The 18,072-nt window shown below is 33.4% G+C and carries 14 protein-coding genes; 7 read left to right on the top strand and 7 right to left on the bottom strand.

Going from position 1 to position 18,072, the window contains the following annotated elements:
- Positions 1–132: 132 nt before the first annotated feature.
- Complete coding sequence (gene ilvD, locus KAR67_RS05990) at positions 133–1,809, top strand: dihydroxy-acid dehydratase (protein WP_002797287.1); 1,677 nt, start codon at positions 133–135, stop codon at positions 1,807–1,809.
- Positions 1,810–1,855: 46 nt separating this feature from the next.
- On the opposite strand, the gene KAR67_RS05995 is transcribed toward ilvD, so the two are convergent.
- Positions 1,856–3,082 (bottom strand): HD domain-containing protein, encoded by a 1,227-nt coding sequence (locus KAR67_RS05995; RefSeq protein ID WP_002790482.1) that lies wholly within the window; start codon positions 3,080–3,082, stop codon positions 1,856–1,858.
- 75 nt (positions 3,083–3,157) lie between these two features.
- Between KAR67_RS05995 and queC the strand changes: the two genes are divergently transcribed.
- On the top strand, positions 3,158–3,832 hold the full coding sequence (gene queC / locus KAR67_RS06000) for a 7-cyano-7-deazaguanine synthase QueC (protein ID WP_002779268.1): 675 nt from the start codon (positions 3,158–3,160) through the stop codon (positions 3,830–3,832).
- Between the two features lie 20 nt (positions 3,833–3,852).
- On the opposite strand, the gene dsbI is transcribed toward queC, so the two are convergent.
- From dsbI to KAR67_RS06020, 4 genes are all read right to left on the bottom strand, one after another.
- Positions 3,853–5,379 carry a disulfide bond formation protein DsbI gene (gene dsbI / locus KAR67_RS06005; protein WP_162284596.1) on the bottom strand — a complete coding sequence of 509 codons (1,527 nt, stop codon included), beginning with the start codon at positions 5,377–5,379 and terminating at the stop codon, positions 3,853–3,855.
- Between the two features lie 14 nt (positions 5,380–5,393).
- A complete protein-coding gene (gene dba, locus KAR67_RS06010; protein ID WP_002779270.1) occupies positions 5,394–5,561 on the bottom strand; it encodes a disulfide bond formation protein Dba in 168 nt (55 codons plus the stop codon).
- A 47-nt stretch (positions 5,562–5,608) separates the two neighbouring features.
- The gene (locus KAR67_RS06015; RefSeq protein ID WP_002779903.1) at positions 5,609–6,475 is read right to left on the bottom strand and encodes a fumarylacetoacetate hydrolase family protein; all 867 of its coding nucleotides are present in this window, start codon (positions 6,473–6,475) and stop codon (positions 5,609–5,611) included.
- A gap of 120 nt (positions 6,476–6,595) precedes the next feature.
- Positions 6,596–7,492 carry an RluA family pseudouridine synthase gene (locus KAR67_RS06020; protein ID WP_002820948.1) on the bottom strand — a complete coding sequence of 299 codons (897 nt, stop codon included), beginning with the start codon at positions 7,490–7,492 and terminating at the stop codon, positions 6,596–6,598.
- Positions 7,493–7,571: 79 nt separating this feature from the next.
- On the opposite strand from KAR67_RS06020, the gene purB reads away from it, so the two are divergent.
- Both purB and KAR67_RS06030 read left to right on the top strand, forming a co-directional pair.
- Positions 7,572–8,900 (top strand): adenylosuccinate lyase, encoded by a 1,329-nt coding sequence (gene purB / locus KAR67_RS06025; protein WP_002779897.1) that lies wholly within the window; start codon positions 7,572–7,574, stop codon positions 8,898–8,900.
- Between the two features lie 14 nt (positions 8,901–8,914).
- The gene (locus KAR67_RS06030) at positions 8,915–11,284 is read left to right on the top strand and encodes a ribonucleoside-diphosphate reductase subunit alpha (RefSeq protein ID WP_002779276.1); all 2,370 of its coding nucleotides are present in this window, start codon (positions 8,915–8,917) and stop codon (positions 11,282–11,284) included.
- A 31-nt stretch (positions 11,285–11,315) separates the two neighbouring features.
- On the opposite strand, the gene KAR67_RS06035 is transcribed toward KAR67_RS06030, so the two are convergent.
- Together KAR67_RS06035 and thyX are read right to left on the bottom strand one after the other, a co-directional pair.
- Positions 11,316–12,701 (bottom strand): cation:dicarboxylase symporter family transporter, encoded by a 1,386-nt coding sequence (locus KAR67_RS06035; RefSeq protein ID WP_002779896.1) that lies wholly within the window; start codon positions 12,699–12,701, stop codon positions 11,316–11,318.
- A 117-nt stretch (positions 12,702–12,818) separates the two neighbouring features.
- Positions 12,819–13,442, bottom strand: a complete 624-nt coding sequence (gene thyX / locus KAR67_RS06040; RefSeq protein WP_002779278.1) for an FAD-dependent thymidylate synthase — start codon at positions 13,440–13,442, stop codon at positions 12,819–12,821.
- Between the two features lie 112 nt (positions 13,443–13,554).
- Here thyX and KAR67_RS06045 point away from each other — a divergent pair, with 112 nt between their 5' ends.
- From KAR67_RS06045 to KAR67_RS06055, 3 genes are all read left to right on the top strand, one after another.
- On the top strand, positions 13,555–15,189 hold the full coding sequence (locus tag KAR67_RS06045) for a CTP synthase (RefSeq protein ID WP_002779279.1): 1,635 nt from the start codon (positions 13,555–13,557) through the stop codon (positions 15,187–15,189).
- Positions 15,176–16,747 carry a single-stranded-DNA-specific exonuclease RecJ gene (gene recJ / locus KAR67_RS06050; protein ID WP_002779280.1) on the top strand — a complete coding sequence of 524 codons (1,572 nt, stop codon included), beginning with the start codon at positions 15,176–15,178 and terminating at the stop codon, positions 16,745–16,747. Before KAR67_RS06045 ends, recJ begins: the two co-directional genes overlap by 14 nt.
- Positions 16,748–16,847: 100 nt before the next feature.
- Positions 16,848–17,879, top strand: a complete 1,032-nt coding sequence (locus KAR67_RS06055) for a type II asparaginase (protein WP_079263971.1) — start codon at positions 16,848–16,850, stop codon at positions 17,877–17,879.
- Positions 17,880–18,072: the final 193 nt, after the last annotated feature.

Raw genomic sequence — 18,072 nt, forward strand, 5'->3', positions numbered from 1 at the left:
AATCAAAAAGCATTGTATTATAAAAAAATACTTTTGTCAATTGATGAAAATTATACACAGAAAGCTTACTTCTTGCAAGTAAATTTTATAAAAATTAAGTTATAATATTAAAAAAATATTAAGGAGTTTTTAGTGAGAAGTGATGCGATTAAAAAAGGGCATTTAAAAGCACCCAACCGCTCTTTACTTAGAGCATGTGGCTTAAAAGATGAGGATTTTGACAAGCCTTTTATAGGTGTGGCAAATAGCTATATTGATATTATTCCAGGGCATTATTTTTTAAATGAATATGCAAAAATTATAAAAGATGAAATTCGAAAAAATGGCTGTATCCCTTTTGAATTTAACACTATAGGCGTGGATGATGGCATAGCTATGGGTCATGAGGGTATGCTTTATTCTTTGCCGAGTCGTGAAATCATTGCAAATTCAGTTGAAAGCGTTATGAATGCGCATCAGTTAGATGCTTTAATTTGTATTCCAAATTGTGATAAAATCACTCCAGGTATGCTAATGGGTGCTTTAAGGGTTAATGTACCGACTATTTTTGTAAGCGGTGGTCCTATGCGTTCGGGTGTGACTAAAAAGGGTGAAAAAATAAGTCTTAGTTCAGTTTTTGAAGCTGTAGGAGCATATGAGGCCAATAAAATCAGCGAAGAAGAATTTAAAGATATAGAATGTTCGGCTTGCCCAAGTGGAGGCTCTTGCTCGGGTATGTTTACTGCAAATTCTATGAATACTTTATGTGAAGCTATGGGTATAGCTTTAGAAGGAAATGGTACGATCTTAGCACTTAGTAAAGAAAGAGAAGAGCTTTTAAGAAAGGCTGCAAGAAGAATTTGTGAAATCGCTTTAGATGAAAGATTTAAAATCAAAAATATTATCACCCAAAAAGCTATAAGAAATGCTATGGTGGTAGATATGGCAATGGGTGGAAGCACAAATACAATCTTACATATGCTAGCTATTTCAAGAGAAGCGGGAGTTGCGCTTGATATCAAGGATTTAAATTTTATTTCAAGCAAGGTTGCACATATTGCAAAAATCGCTCCATCACTTAATACTGTTTATATGGATGATATCCATAAAGCAGGGGGTGTAAGTGCTGTAATGGCTGAAATTTCAAGCAGAGAAGGACATATTTTAGAGCTTGATGCCTTAACCATCACAGGAGAAAGTTTACAAGATCGTTTAAAAAATGCTAAAATCAAAGATGAAACCATCATTCGTAAGGTAGATAATGCTTACTCTAAAGTAGGGGGGCTTGCGGTTTTATTTGGAAATTTAGCCGAACAAGGCTGTGTTGTAAAAACTGCAGGCATTACAGGAGAGAGAAAATTCAAGGGCAAGGCTGTTTGTTTTAATTCTCAAGATGAGGCTATCAAAGGCATCATTAAGGGTAAGGTTCAAAAGGGTGATGTTTGCGTGATTCGTTATGAAGGACCAAAGGGTGGCCCAGGTATGCAAGAGATGTTAAGTCCAACTTCACTTATCATGGGTATGGGGCTTGGTGCAGATGTGGCTTTGATTACCGATGGAAGATTTAGCGGTGCAACAAGGGGTTTAAGCATAGGTCATGTTTCTCCTGAAGCTGCTGAGGGTGGGCTTATAGGGCTTTTAAAAGATGGTGATGAGATAGAAATCGATGTAGATGCTTATACCATCAATGCAAATTTAAGCGATGAAGAAATCACAAAACGCAAAAATGACTTTGTAATGCCTCAAAAAGAAGTAAAATCCAGATGGCTTAGAATGTATCAAAAACTTGTAACAAATGCTAGCAAGGGTGCGGTTTTAGATATGGAATGAAAGAGTTTCTTTCATTCCGTTCTTGGAGTTTATAATCAAAATAAGATTAAATTTTAAAATAATCCCTAAATTCTCTACAAATTTCGAGGAAATTTACTCCATCGATTGTAGGGCTTTCGTTGAAAAATCTAAACATATCTTCAAAACCGTTTTCAAGTTCTTTAGACTTTACTCCATAGCTTATGCTAAGCCCTGCTTCGATAAAAGCAGCGATTTTATCGCAGTATTTTAAAGCCTTGCCATCAATTGCTCCAAATTCGTTTTGATTAAAAGAGCTTAAACTTCCGCTACAAAGCTCTATTTTAGCATTTTTATAGGTGCGATTTTCAAATTCATTTTTGACAAAACTTGCTTCATTGCTTCTGCCCTCTCTAATGCCTAAGATATAAGAAAATTCAGCCCTTAGGTTTTCAGGCACAAAGGGTAAAATTCTATCATTGATCAGTTTCATTTCATAATCATTGATGATAGTGTGAAGTCCGTCTATGCCGTATTTTACAGGGCTTATGATATCACGCGTTAAAGATTCAGGTAAATCATGAAATAAAGCGCAATAAAAATTGTTTTCAAGTCTTTTATCGCAAGCTTTGATTTTAAGTGAATAAAAATATCCTAAAATCGCCACTACAAGCATATGTCCTAAAACAGCAGTTTCAGGTATGCGCGGGGTTTGAGCCCAACGCTTTTGAAAACGAAGTCTTCCGCTTAAATCAATTATTTTTGCGATTTTTTGATTAAGAGCGATTTTTCTAGCTCCTATAAGCTCATAGTAATCTTCTAATTCTTCTTCAACTTTGTTTTTAATCTCATCAATATCATTTAAAAAAGCTGAGGTTTGATAAACTATGTTAAATTCCCATCTTGTAGCAAAATATGAAGCTGCTTTTAAGATAAGTCTTTCTTTAGCATAAGCATTACCGTTTAAATACGCTTCAAAACGCTTTAGAAATTCCCCATCTTCTATATCTTCTATCATAGGTTCGATTTTGCTTAAAACCCAAGCATTAACTTCAGCTTTTTTTTGACGCACGATTTCATGATACACATCAGGGCGTATATCAGTTACCACAACACGACTTAAAAACTCAAAAATTCCACCCTCTATGATAATTTTCATATCCACATCTTTTTCCATTTTTGCAATGAAATAAGCTATGATAAATTTATGCGCTTGTTTATCAAGCTCGACTAAATTTGCCATTCTTGGATAATCATTCCAACGACTGATGGAAGCGGCTTTAAAAATGTGTTCTATGAGTTTTATGTTTATCATGCTTTTGCCTTTTTGCAATTTAAATTTAAAAATTTTCGTTAAAATTGTGAAATTATAGCAAATTTAAGGATAAAAATGAGTAAAAAAGCACTTTGTATCATAAGTGGCGGTATGGATAGTACTTTGTGTGCTTATCTGGCCAAAAAAGAAGGTTATGAAATCATCGCTTTGCATTTTGACTATGAACAACGCACTCAAGAAAAAGAAAAAGAATGTTTTAAGCAAATTTGCAAGGCTTTAAAAGTAGAAAAATCTTATATTTTAGATGTGAGTTTTATCAAAGATATAGGGGGCAATGCCTTAACCGATAAAAGTATAGACATCCCTAAAAATGAGCTTTGTACAAGCGATACTCCACCTATCACTTATGTGCCTTTTCGCAATGGAATTTTCTTAAGTATAGCAGGATCTTTGGCTGAAAAGGAAAATTGTGAGAGTATTTTTATAGGGGTGGTAGAAGAAGATGGCAGTGGTTATCCTGACTGTACTGATGAGTTTATACAAAAGGCACAAGAATTTATCAATGAAGGTACGAGTAAGAATTTCAAAGTTTGTATAAAAACTCCGCTTGTTAGACTAAACAAAGCTAAAATTGTAGAACTAGCCTTAAAAGAAAATGTACCTTTAGAACTTACTTGGTCTTGTTATGAGAGTGAAGATGAAGCTTGTGGGGAGTGCGATAGTTGTTTGCTTCGTTTAAGAGGTTTTGAAAAAGCAGGATTTAAAGATAAGATTAAATATAAGTCCTAGTTTTCACTAGGACTTAAAGCTTAGTTTAAAGTATAAAGCTTGTTTGCTCCATCTTGATAAGAAAGAATATTGATTTTTCCATCTTTAAAGAAAATACTTCTTGCATTAGTGATAGAGCTTGGGAAAGCGATAGTTTTCACTACTTCTTCTTTGACTGGATCAATTACGGCAATCACATTGTGGTTTTTGCTGAGTGCATAAATTTCACCATCTTTAAAAGTCATAGAAGTGATATAAAGATCACCCAAAGTTTTACCCTCTTTAAGCTCTGCTTTTGGAGTAAATTCTGCTGAAAGAACAAGATCTTTTAAAGAAATTTTAGAAATTACAAAGCTTTTAGAATTTTTGTTATTAGGCACGGTTGCAAGATAAAGATAATGATCATCTGTTGTTATGCTTGCTACATGGTTAAATTTCGCTCTTACAGTATCAAGTCTTCCACGACCTAAACCTTCACCTTGGCCTTTAAATTTATCATTACCTTTTACAAAATCAGCGTATTGTTTAGCGATATCTTCTTCACTAGCGTTAGGATTTTTTGCAAATCTTAAGAAAGATTTGTTTGAGCCCATAAGAATGAATTTATCGTTCATATAAGGTATGATACCGATGATTGGATCAATAGTAGCTGAAAAATAAGGATCAAGCTCAAAACTTTCTTTAACGCTAAAATTATTATCTAAGAAAGCCACATCCCATTTAGAGCTTACTACAAATTCATTGTTGATATAATCAAGAGTATTGATTGCTTTGTCAAAATTTATAGTTTGTTCATTTGTGATTTTAAGCTCATCATTGATTTTTGCAAATGGAGCATTGTTGATATCATTATCAAATTTTATGCCAAGTTTTTCACTTGCAGGTGCAAAAGCATAATCAGGAGCTTTAACATCACGCTTTCCTAAGAAAGAAATATTTTGCCATAAACCATTCCAACCTTCTTTACTCCAAATGATGTATTTTGGATTTAAGCTAAATCTTACAGGATCGCCCTGTCCTACATAAGGAGGAATTCCTGTGCTAACAAAGGCTTGGAAAACATTTGATGCTACGATGATGGTGCTGATTAAAACTGCTGCGAAGCTAAATTTAGTAAATTTTCTAAATTTTTCACCGTTTAATTCTTTGTCAAAAGATCCAAATTTAGGAGCAAAAGCAAACATCACACCCAAAAGCAAGACTACAGCCCAAAAGACTACTTCAGCCCAAAAATAAGTATGGATACCAAAAACTGCCAAACCAAAACCTTGATCTAAATCTCTATGAGCGTGATTGCCATAATGTGCAAAAGACTGATAAAGACCTACTGCAGTCATGATTAAAAGAGCGGCAAGGTATTTGCCTTTCATACCATAACGCACGATAAAAAGTGCTATAACTCCGATAAAAATCATCGCTTCTCTTTGTCCCCAACAAAGAGTGCATGGGCTATCACCCAACATATAACCAAATACAAAATTTGCAATCCCTACAGGCAAAAGAATAATCAAAAAGCCTGCTAAACACATAAGAGTGTAGAAATTTTTTGTTTTATTTATTTCGTTCATTCTCTAGCCTTTCTTTACAGATTCATTATCGTTAAAAGCGCACCTGTTTTGTGGCCAACATAGAAAAAAACCATTAAAAGCCAAGCTACCATTACCAAACCAAAAGCCAAATTTTCTTTTTCTGGTTTTTTGATAATCAGTATCAAGGCGATTAAAACTAATAAAAGCTCTAAGAACTCCATAATTTCTCCTTTTGATTGAACTTATTAAAAATTGTTTTAATAAGAGTTTATGATATTATATTACAAATTTCTCCTAAATTTTCTATTACACAGCGTATTTCATCACCTTTTTTAAGAAAAACGGGCGGATTTAAACCCATTCCTACACCGCTTGGGGTTCCCATTGATATGATGGTACCGGCTTTTAAGAGCATTCCTGAGCTTAGTTCCTCTAAGACATATCCGATGTCAAAAATAAAAAATTTTGTATTGGAGTTTTGTCGTAATTCTTTATTGACATAACTTTTCAAATGAAGTTCAGGTGGATAAGCAATCTCATCAACACTTGTGATATAAGGCCCCATGATAGTACTTCCCTCAAGGCTTTTTGCGCGGTAAAATTGCTTGTGGCGTTTTTGGAGATCTCGTGCTGAAATTTCATTGATGATGGTATAACCAAAAATATAATCCTTTGCATCTTCAGCTTTGATTTTATAAGCATCTTTACTTAAAATGAAAGCAAGCTCGCATTCATAGTCTAATTGAGAAGTAACATCAGCATGTAAAGATATGCTGCCAAAAGGAGCTGTGGCTTGATTGCAGCGTTTTCCAAAATATACAGGATATTCTCTTTCTTCAAATTTTTCGCCTTTAAATTGTGCAGATTCTTTGGCATGATCTAAAAAATTGATCCCAAGACATATGATATCTTGTCGAGGTTCTATGATAGGAGCTAGATAATCTTCTTTTGGAATTTCATAAGCTGTTTTAGAGTCTAAATCTTTAAACTTATGTTTAAATTCATCAAAATTTATAATCAATTCATTCATATCACGAACATTGATATCAAGATCGGCTAAATTTACGACCTTTCCACTTGAGTTAAACACCCCTAGAGTAGCTTTTTGATTAAATTTAAAATTAACAAATTTCATTTATAAAATCCTATATTTTTATTTTTTGATTATACTAAATTTTTAACAAAAAGTAAATTTTTATTTTAAAAATTTTTATTAAAAATGATAGCTTGTTAGATATGAAGTATCGCCTTTATTTTAAAATGCTGCTAAAATTTTTTCCATACCCTTTTTTGAAAAAATATCAAAATTTTCTCCGTTATAGTTAAATTTTAAACGATAAGAATGCAAACACAAGCGTTTAGCACCGCTTAGTTTTATGCGTTCTTCTATGTCCATTTTGTCATCTAAAATTTTTTCTATATCTTTTTTTTCAAGGCCATAGAGTGGATCGCCTAAAATTTTATGGTTTTTATAAAATAAATGCACTCTAATTTGGTGTTGTCTGCCTGTGAGTGGTTTGCAAAGCAAAAGTGTAGCATTGAGCTTAGGATAAAAGCTCAAAACCTCAAACTCTGTGATTGCTTTTTTTCCATTTTCACAAATTTGCATTCTAGTTTTAACATCATCATAATCTTTTGTTAAATCCATCGCTTGATCGACTATAAAATTTACTTTAATTTCTCCACTTGCAAGGGCAAGGTATTCTTTTTGAATTTGTTTTTTTTCAAACATAGTTTTAAGTTCAATTTGTGCTTTTTTGTGTTTGGCTACGAGTATGAGTCCACTTGTTTCTTTATCAAGCCTATGGGCTACGCACGCTTTTTTACCCCAAAGGTGCCAAATTTCATCACTAAGGCTGTATTTGCAGTGTCTGCCATTAGGATGACTTAAAATTCCACTTTCTTTTTCAAGTACCGCAAAATCTTCATTTTCAAAAACAATTTCTACTCCCTTGGGATTGTTTTCATAGACTATTAATTCTACATCGCCTTTTAAGATTTTATTTTTTTCTTCTACTAAAATTCCATCACAAAAAAGTCTTTTTTTGTCTATGAGTTTTTGGGCTTCATTTATATTGATTTTCAAATTATCTATAAGGACTTGAAACGCCTTTTTTCCATTGTTTGATAGTTTTATTTTTGTGTAAGCCAAACTTAACCTTTCTCTAAATTTTTTTAGATAAAATTCCATTTTCATTTTTAAAAAAATTATAGCTAAAAAGGTTTCAAAGATGGTTGAAAGATATAGCAGAGAAATCATGGCCAAAAAATGGGATATGCAAGCAAAATATGATGCATGGCTAAAAGTAGAGCTAGCTGCTGTAAAAGCTTGGAATAAACTAGGCCTTATAAATGATACAGATTGTGAAAAAATTCTTAAAAATGCTAAATTTGATATAGCTAGAATTGATGAGATAGAAAAAACTACCAAGCATGATGTGATTGCTTTTCTTACAAGTGTAAGTGAAAGTTTAGGAGAGGAAAGCCGCTTTGTACATTATGCGATGACAAGTTCTGATTGTATCGACACCGCTGTAGCTTTACAGATGAAAGAAAGTTTGGATTTGATTTTAGAAGATGTTTCTTTGCTTTTAGAAGTGATTAAAAAACGCGCTTTGGAACATAAAAATACTTTAATGGTAGGTAGAAGTCACGGAATTCATGGAGAACCTATCACTTTTGGTTTAGTACTTGCGATTTGGTATGATGAAATTTTACATGCAAAAGAGCTTTTAGAGCATGCAAGAGAAGTGATAAGTTATGGAAAAATTAGTGGTGCAATGGGAAATTTTGCTCATGCTCCTTTAGAATTTGAAGAAGAAGTATGTAAAAATTTAGACCTTAAACCTGCACCTGTTTCAAATCAAGTTATTCAAAGAGATCGTTACGCACAAGTGATTTCAGCCATTGCGATTTTGGCTTCATCGTGCGAGCAAATTGCTGTTGCAATAAGACATTTTCAAAGAACAGAAGTATATGAGGCTGAAGAGTATTTTAGCGTGGGGCAAAAAGGAAGTTCGGCTATGCCACATAAAAGAAATCCGGTTTTAAGTGAAAATATCACAGGGCTTTGCCGTGTGCTTAGATCCTTTGTAACTCCTGCTTTAGAAAATGTAGCTTTATGGCACGAAAGAGATATATCGCATTCAAGTGTTGAAAGATTTATCTTGCCTGATGCCTTTGTTACAGCTGATTTTATGCTCATGCGTCTTACAAATTTGATCGATAAGCTTTTGGTTTATCCTGAAAATATGATGAAAAATTTAAATCTTACAGGTGGACTCGTATTTTCACAACGCGTTTTATTAGAGCTTCCATTTAAGGGCATTAGCCGTGAAGAAGCTTATAAAATAGTCCAAAGAAATGCGATGAAAGTTTGGGCTGATTTGCAAAATGGCAAAGCTGCTATCAATGAAAAAAATGAAAGCTTATTTTTACTTGCACTTTTAGCTGATGAGGATTTGAGAAAAAGCTTGAGTGAAGAGGATATAAGAAAATGTTTTGATTATAATTATTACACAAAAAATGTTGATGCAATCTTTGCAAGAACTTTTAAATAAGGACAAGGAATACAATGAAAGTTATTAAAAGAAATGGTCGCACAGAAGAATTAGACGTTTCTAAGATCAAAAAATGCACCTTTGATGCTATAAAAGATTTAGAAGGCGTTAATCTAAGCGAGCTCGAGCTTGATGCTAAAATTCAATTTCGAGATGGAATTTCAACTGAAGAAATTCAAAAAACATTGATTAAAACTGCTGTAGATAAAATCGATATTGATTGTCCAAACTGGACCTTTGTCGCAGCTAGACTTTTTTTGTTTGACTTGTATAAAAAAGTGAATGGAATGAATCGCTATAATCATTTGCGTGAGTATTTTGAAAAGGGCGAAAAGGAAGGTAGAATTTTACTTGGGCTTAAAGAAAAATATGATTTAGATGATTTAAATGATTATATTAAGCCTGAACGCGATATGCAATTTACTTATCTTGGCATTAAAACTCTATATGATAGATATTTGATTAAAGATAGCAAGGGTATGCCTATAGAGCTTCCTCAGCAAATGTTTATGGCTATTGCTATGTTTTTAGCACAGAATGAATTTAATCCTCAAGAATGGGCAAAGAAATTTTATGATCTCATCTCTAAATTTGAACTCATGCTTGCAACTCCTACTTTATCAAACGCAAGAACAACACGCCATCAGCTTAGCTCTTGTTATATAGGCTCAACTCCTGACAATATCGAGGGAATTTTTGATTCTTACCAAGAAATGGCATTATTGTCTAAATTTGGTGGAGGTATAGGCTGGGATTGGTCTAAAGTTCGCGCAATGGGTGGAAGCATAGATGGGCATAAAAATGCCGCAGGAGGTATCATTCCTTTTTTAAAAATCACCAATGATATAGCTGTGGCTGTAGATCAGCTTGGCACAAGAAAGGGTGCGATCGCTGTTTATATCGAACCTTGGCATATGGATGTAAGTGATTTTATCGATTTGCGTAAAAATTCAGGCGAAGAAAGACGCCGTGCACACGAGCTTTTCCCTGCTTTGTGGATTAACGATCTTTTTATGAAAAGAGTGAGAGCAAACGATAAATGGACTCTTTTTGATCCTGCAGATACACAAGATTTGTGTGATTTATATGGAGAAGCTTTTGAAAAGCGTTATGAAGAATACGAAAAAGATGAAAGTATAGCTAAAGAAATAGTAGAGGCTAAAGAGCTTTGGAAAAAGATTTTGCTTAATTATTTTGAAACAGGCTTGCCTTTTTTATGCTTTAAAGATAATGCAAATAAAGCCAATCCAAATGCGCATGTAGGGATTATCAGAAGTTCAAATTTATGTACAGAAATTTTTCAAAATACAGAGCCAAATTATTATAAGATCAAAGTTGTATTTGAAAATGGTGATGAAAAACATTTTGATGAAGAAGAACGCGTTATTATCGATGGAGGATATGAAAAACCTGCTAAGAAAATTTCAACGCTTGATAGTTTTAATGGAAACAAGGTTTATATCGTAGAAAAATACAAAAGCGATGGAAAAACTGCAGTTTGTAATCTAGCCAGTATAAATCTTAGCAAAGTATATACTAAAGAAGATATAGAACGCGTGGTGCCAACTGCTATTCGTATGCTTGATAATGTTATTGATTTAAACTTTTACCCTCATAGAAAAGTAAAGGATACCAATTTAAAATCTCGCGCCATAGGACTTGGCGTTATGGGTGAGGCACAAATGCTCGCTGAGGCAAGAATTCATTGGGGTAGTGATGAGCATTTAAATAAAATTGATGAAATTATGGAAAAAATTAGCTACGAAGCTATTAATGCAAGCTCAAATTTAGCGATAGAAAAAGGCTCTTACCCTGATTTTGAAGGATCAAATTGGAGTAAGGGGATTTTTCCTATTGATGTAGCAAGTGAAAAAGCCAAAGCTTTAACCCTAAGAGAAGGGTTGTTTAATCAAAGCGAATGTGATTGGGATAAGCTTAGGGAAAAAGTAAAAGAAGATGGTATGAGAAATGGTTATTTGATGGCCATTGCTCCTACTTCTTCAATTTCTATTTTGGTAGGAACAACACAAACTATCGAACCTGTTTATAAGCGTAAGTGGTTTGAGCAAAATTTAAGCGGTATGATACCTGTTGTAGTGCCTAATTTAAGTCTTGAAACTTGGCAATATTATACCCCAGCTTACGAACTTGATCAAAGAATTCTTGTTAAAGCTGCAGCAGTGCGTGGAAAATGGATAGATCAAGGGCAAAGTTTAAATATCTTTTTATCACTCGATAAAGCAAGCGGGGGTTACTTAAATGATATATATCAATTAGCTTGGGAGCTTGGAGTAAAATCGACTTATTATCTAAGAAGTGAAAGCCCTGATAGCGAAAAGATAAATATTGCTGATCGTAGCATAGAATGTGAAGGTTGCCAATAAAGATTTAAACCTATATTAGGTTTAAATCTTTTTAAGAATTATAAATTTCTTTATCTATGGCTTTTAAATTTTTTGCAGTGCAAAGCGCTGAGGTCATAGCCCCTGAAACATTACTGGCTGTTCTTGCCATATCAATGATAGGATCAATAGCTAAAATAAGGCTAAGCATAACAAAATTATCCCCAAATCCAATTCCTGCGAGCATAATAGAAGCTGCCATAGTTGCACTTCCAGGAACTCCAGCAATACCTAAAGATCCAATAACCGCTACTAATACTATCATCAAAGCAAAAGTAAAATCTATAGGCGTGTGTGTAGCAAATGCCACAAAGATTGCTGCCATAGCTGGGAAATAACCCGCGCAACCATTAAGTCCCGTTGTTGTTCCTATAGAGGCAACAAAGTTAGCCACGGCAGGATTTACTCCAAATTTGTTTTGCAAAGTTGAAGTCGTCATCGGTAAAGTCCCTAAAGAAGATCTTGAACTGAATGCAAACAGCCATACAGGAAAAGCTTTTTTTGCGTATTTTATAGGATTTAGTCCTTGAGAAGCAAGAAATAAAAAATGCACACCAAACATTATAAACATTGCTATATAGGTAAGAATGATAAAAAGTCCTGCAGTTTTGATTGCTTCAAAACCATTGCTTAGTAAAACATTTGCCATCATACAAACTACAGCATAAGGCATAAATCGAATCACTGCAGCCGTCATATTCATCATAATATTATAAAAAACTAAGACAAAATTTTCAAAAGTTTGAAAAGCTTGTGCATATTCTTCTTTTTTTGAAACTTTTTTTGCGCAAATTCCCACAAAAAAAGCAAAAATTACAATGGCTATGATATTTTCTTTATTCATAACAGAAATGATATTGCTAGGAATTAAACCTAAAATAATACTTGAAAAAGTTTGAATTTCGCGAATTTGTCTCGTTCCTTCATAAGCAGTAAAATTATCACCTAATTGAAAATTGTAAGCCAATAATATACCCAAAGAAGCAGCTATAGCAGTACTAAAAAGTATCCAAAAGAGGCTTATGCTAAGCAAGGAAGAAATTTTTATATTTTTATCAATTTCTATAATCACTTTAATGATACAAATACCCACAAGCGGAATAACTAGCATTTTTATAAAAGCTACAAAAACAGAGCTTACAAAACCAAACCAATGTTTTGCTTCATTGTACCAAATGATAGCACTTGCTTCTTTGCTATCTGGAAATTGAGCTAGATATTGCAAAGCAAAACCAAAGCCTAGGCCTATAAAAAGAGCAAAAAGCATACGAAGGGAGAAATTTACCTTTTTATCTCGCATTTTTTTAAGAATGTAAAAAATTACAAAAAGCACAGCAATAATAGCTACAGTTTGTATTTGCGAGAACATTAAAAACATTTGAAAAAATTGTTTATCCATAAAAAGTCCTTTAAGAAACTATATCAAGTATGAAATATATTTAAAGTATATCCATAAAATCTTGATCTTATGGATGATACCATAAAAATATTATAAATAAGATAAAATTAGTATGATTTAATGAATATCTTTATGCAAACAATGCTCAAAAATAAATTGATGATCTTGTGGCAAGGCTTCAAATAAAGCATTAGCCAAATTTCGAATCTCCCAAAGAGCAGATTTTGAGCTACGCAAAGAAATAAAATTTTGCAAACTTCTAGCATTGATTGTTAAAGTAAGTTCGGTTTTATAACTCTCAGGTAAGCAGTATTTGGCTATATCCAAGCTTATACTTTTTTGTAAAATAAGGCGTAAATTTTCTAAAGCTTGAATGCTAGCATTATCAACTTCTTCATTGCCACAAAGGACAAGATAACGGCTTGCATTTTCAAAATCTCCTATTTTAAATTCACCCTCATTGCGAAGTTCTTTTAGGGTGTAGCGCGTGCTTTTAACGCTAGGACTTGTATGGCGATGTCTAGCAACTTCTTGTAAGCAAGCCCTTGAAATTCCTTGAATATAAAAAGTATAATTTAAATGCTCTAAGGTTGAGGCATGTTTAAATTTATTTCCTACGCGATCGATGAGTTCTTTATCTTTTTCTCCACCACAATCTCCTTTATCAAAACTTTGCCAACAAGTTCTTGTTGCATGCGAACATACAGAAAGAGGGGTATGAAAAAGTAAAGTGATTTGCATAAATTTTCCTTGATAAATTTTTTTATAATTCTTACATTTTTTACTTAAAATTCTAATGAAATAAAAAGTTTTATCGAGTTATAATTAGACAAAAAATTAAGGCTTATTAATAATGAATAAACAAACCAAATATATTTTTGTTACAGGAGGAGTGTTAAGCTCCTTAGGCAAAGGAATAGCAGCTGCAAGTATTGCAACTTTATTGAAAAATTCAGGACTTAAAGTAAGTATTTTAAAAGCAGATCCTTATATAAATGTTGATCCTGGCACCATGAGTCCATTTGAGCATGGAGAAGTTTTTGTTACAGATGATGGAGCAGAAACCGATCTTGATTTAGGGCATTATGAGCGTTTTTTGGATGAGAGTTTATCGCAAGATAACAATTTCACCACAGGACGCGTTTATCAAAGCGTGATTGAAAAAGAAAGACGCGGAGAATATCTTGGCAAAACCATCCAAGTTATTCCACATATCGTAGGAGAGATTAAAGATCGTATTAAAAAAGCAGGAGAAGGCAAGGATATCTTAATCGTAGAGATAGGTGGAACTGTCGGGGATATCGAGGGCTTGCCGTTTTTAGAAGCTATTCGTGCTTTGCGTTTAGAAGTGGGTAAAAATAATGCTATGAATATTCATTTAACCCTAGTGCCTTTTATTAAGGCTGCAGGGGAGTTAAAAACCAAACCAACCCAACACAGCGTAGGTGAACTAAGACGCATAGGCATTAGTCCTGATATGATTATTTGCCGTAGTGAAAAAGCGTTAGATAGAGATTTAAAAGATAAAATCGCTATTTCATGCGGTGTAGAAAAAAATTGCGTTATAGAAAGTGTTGATGCAGCAAGTATTTATCAAATTCCACTAAATTTCTTAAAGCAAGATATTTTAAATCCTATCGCTTCTATTTTGGATTTGAAAAATTTAAAACCAAACATGGAAAACTGGGATATCCTAGTAAAAAGAGTTATAGCTCCAAGTAATGAAGTCAAAATCGCTTTTGTGGGTAAATATGTAGATCTAAAAGAAAGCTATAAGAGTCTTACAGAAGCTATCATTCATGCAGGTGCAGCGCTTGATACTAGAGTAGAGCTTCAATGGGTAGATAGTGAAAAGCTTGAAAATTTAGAAAGTGCTGAAGCATTTAAAAATGTGAGTGGAATTTTGGTTGCAGGGGGCTTTGGTTACCGCGGAGTAGAGGGTAAAATAAAGGCTATCAATTACGCAAGAGAAAATAAAATTCCATTTTTGGGAATTTGTTTGGGTATGCAGCTTGCATTGGTAGAATTTGCTAGACATGTGTTAAAAATTGAAGATGCAAATTCGAGTGAATTTGATGATAAATGTTCCAATCCTATCGTTTATCTCATCGATGAATTTATGGATGCGAGCGGTAAAAAACAAATTCGTACTGCTAAAACACCTTTAGGTGGAACTATGCGTTTGGGATCTTATGAGTGTAAAGTCAAGCCTAACTCCCTTTTAGCTAAGGTTTATAATAATGCAAAAAATATCAAAGAACGCCACCGCCACCGCTATGAAGCCAATCCAAAATATCGTAAAGAATTTGAAGATAAGGGCTTGATAGTAAGTGGAGAGAGTGAAGGGCTTATAGAAGCTGTGGAGTTAAACAATCATCCTTTCTTTTTAGCTGTCCAATTTCACCCTGAATTTACCTCAAGATTAGAGCGTGTAAATCCTGTGATTTGTGGTTTTATCAAGGCGGCTATAAGCTATGAAGACGATTGATAAAAATGAAATTAGAAAAATTCTAGCTTCTCGTTTCGAAAAAGATTTACATACCAAACTTTGCGATTTACCTTTGCCTTGCTGCTTAAAAGATATTTACAAGGCGGCAAATCGCATTAAAGAAGCTATAGATAAAAATGAAAAGATCGCTATAGTGGGTGATTATGATGTTGATGGGATTATCTCTTGTGTTATTATGGCAGAATTTTTTGATGATATAGGTTTTGATTATACAGTAAGAATTCCCAACCGCTTTAAAGATGGATACGGTTTAAATGCTGAAATTATCAATGAACTTGATGTAAATTTGATTATTACAGTGGATAATGGTATAGCAGCCTTTGAAGCAGCCAAGCTTTGTAAAGAAAAAAATATTGATTTAATTATAACTGATCATCATATGCCTCAAGATACTTTACCCGATGCCTTTGCGATTATCAATCCTAAGCAAAAAGATTGTGATTTTCCAGATATTGAAATTTGCGGAGCGCAAGTGGCTTGGTATTTAATAGCTGCTTTAAAAGAGGTTTGTAAATTAAAATACGATATGGGTAAATTTTTAGAACTTCTAGCTATTGCCATTGTTGCAGATATGATGGAATTAAGAGATTTAAATAGAGCCTTGGTTAGACGAGGGATTGAGTGTATTAACAAATCCAAAAGAGTTGCTTTTAAGGCGATTAAGCAATATTATCAAAAAGATAAATTTGCACTCGATAATATAGGATTTTTAATCGCTCCTCTTATCAATAGTGCTGGAAGAATGGATGATGCAAGCATTTCTTATGAATTTTTACATACAAAGGACTTGGATAAAGCTTCGGCTTATTTAGAACAAATCATTAGCTTTAATGAAAGCCGTAAAGATGAGGAAAAACAGCTTTTTGAAGATAGTTTAAGTCAAATTGATGAAAATGATTCTTGTATTGTTGTATCGGGTTTAAATTGGCATGAGGGAGTTTTAGGGATAGTAGCAAGCCGTTTAGCAAAACATTTCAATAAACCCGCTTTTGTATTTTCACAAAACGATCAGCGCTTAAAAGGAAGTGCAAGAAGTGTTGGAAAAATCGATATTTTAGCTTTGATTTCTAAGGCAAATTTCATATTGAGTAATTATGGCGGGCATAAGGGTGCTGCAGGTCTTAGTTTAGATCTTGATTCTTTTGAAAAATTTAAAACCATAATAAAAAAAGAATGTATGGAAATTTCTCAAAGCGAATTTTTAGACACAGATGAGATTTTAGGTATTTTAGATCCTAATGAAATCGATTTTGAAATGCTTGAAATTTTAGAATCTTTCGAGCCTTTTGGGCATAAAAATCCGCGTCCTTTTTTTATTTTGGAAAATCTTTATGTTAAAAATAAAAAATTTTTAGGAAAAGATGAAAAGCATCTAAAACTCATACTCACAAAAGATAATAAAACCATAGAAGCTTTATTTTTTAATTTTGACAAAGAACCCCAATTGTATGAAAATATTAGTTTGCTTGGAAGTATTTCTAAGAATGAATTTAGAGGATTGGCAACTCCACAATTTATTATTAAAGAAATTTTGTAAAAATTTATAAAATTTTTATTTAATATGTATTAATATTATATAAGTTTCATCAATGAAACTTAATTTTAATAAATAAGGGGGCTTTGTGAAAAAGTTACTTTTGTGTGTATGGGTATTTTTATCTATAGGAGTATGTATGGCAGAAGCCAAACCAAAAATTGCTATTTTGGCAACGGGCGGAACTATAGCAGGTTCTATTGATAGTGCTGTGGCTACTACAGGCTATACAGCAGGTGTTGTGGGTGTAGATGTTTTAATCAAAGCAGTGCCACAAATTCAAGATTTGGCTAATATCAGCGGGGAACAAGTAGCAAATATTGACAGCTCTAATATGCGTGATGAAATTTGGTTAAAGCTTGCTAAAAAAATCAATAAGCTTTTTGATGAGGGTGTAGATGGTGTAGTCATTACTCACGGTACTGATACCATGGAAGAAACCGCTTATTTTTTAAATTTGACCATTAAAAGTGATAAGCCTGTAGTTTTAGTTGGTGCTATGCGTCCATCAACTGCTATAAGTGCCGATGGCCCAAAAAATCTTTACAATGCTGTAGCATTAGCTGCCGATAAAGAAGCTAAAAATAAAGGCGTTATGGTGGCTATGAATGATAAAATTTTAAGTGCTAGGGGCGTGGTAAAAACCCATAGTTTAAATGTTGATGCTTTTTCTTCTCCTGATTTTGGAGATTTGGGCTATATAGTAGATGGAAAAGTTTTCTTCTATAATAACATAAGCAAAGCACACACAAAAAATAGCCCTTTTGATGTAAGTAAACTCACAAGCTTACCAAAGGTAGATATACTTTATACTTACTCAAATGATGGTAGCGCTATTGCTGCAAAAGCTTTATTTGACAATGGAACCAAAGGTATTGTTGTAGCAGGAAGTGGCGCAGGAAGCATACATGAAGATCAAAAAAATACTTTAAAAGAACTCATCAAACAAGGGCTTGATGTTGTTGTAAGTTCAAGGGTTGCAGCAGGACGCGTTGCGGTGAGTGATGCGGATAAGAAATTGGGTTTTATCAGTGCTGAAGATTTAAATCCACAAAAAGCTAGAGTTCTTTTGATGCTAGCTCTTACAAAAACAAATGATCCTAAAAAAATCCAAGAATACTTTTTAAAATACTGAATTTAGGCATTTCTAAAAGTTTAGAGAGGATATTTATCTTCTCTAAATTCAGTATTTTCATCCTTTTAACCCCCAACCACCCAAAAATAAGGCTAAATTTCTAGCCTTATTTAATCCTCCTTTAAGCTTAATTGGTTATACTTTCATTTCCTTTTTCAGAAAAGGACTTAAGATCTTTAAATTATAGTCTAAA

This window comes from Campylobacter sp. JH32 (assembly GCF_017846535.1).
GTDB lineage: Bacteria > Campylobacterota > Campylobacteria > Campylobacterales > Campylobacteraceae > Campylobacter_D > Campylobacter_D coli.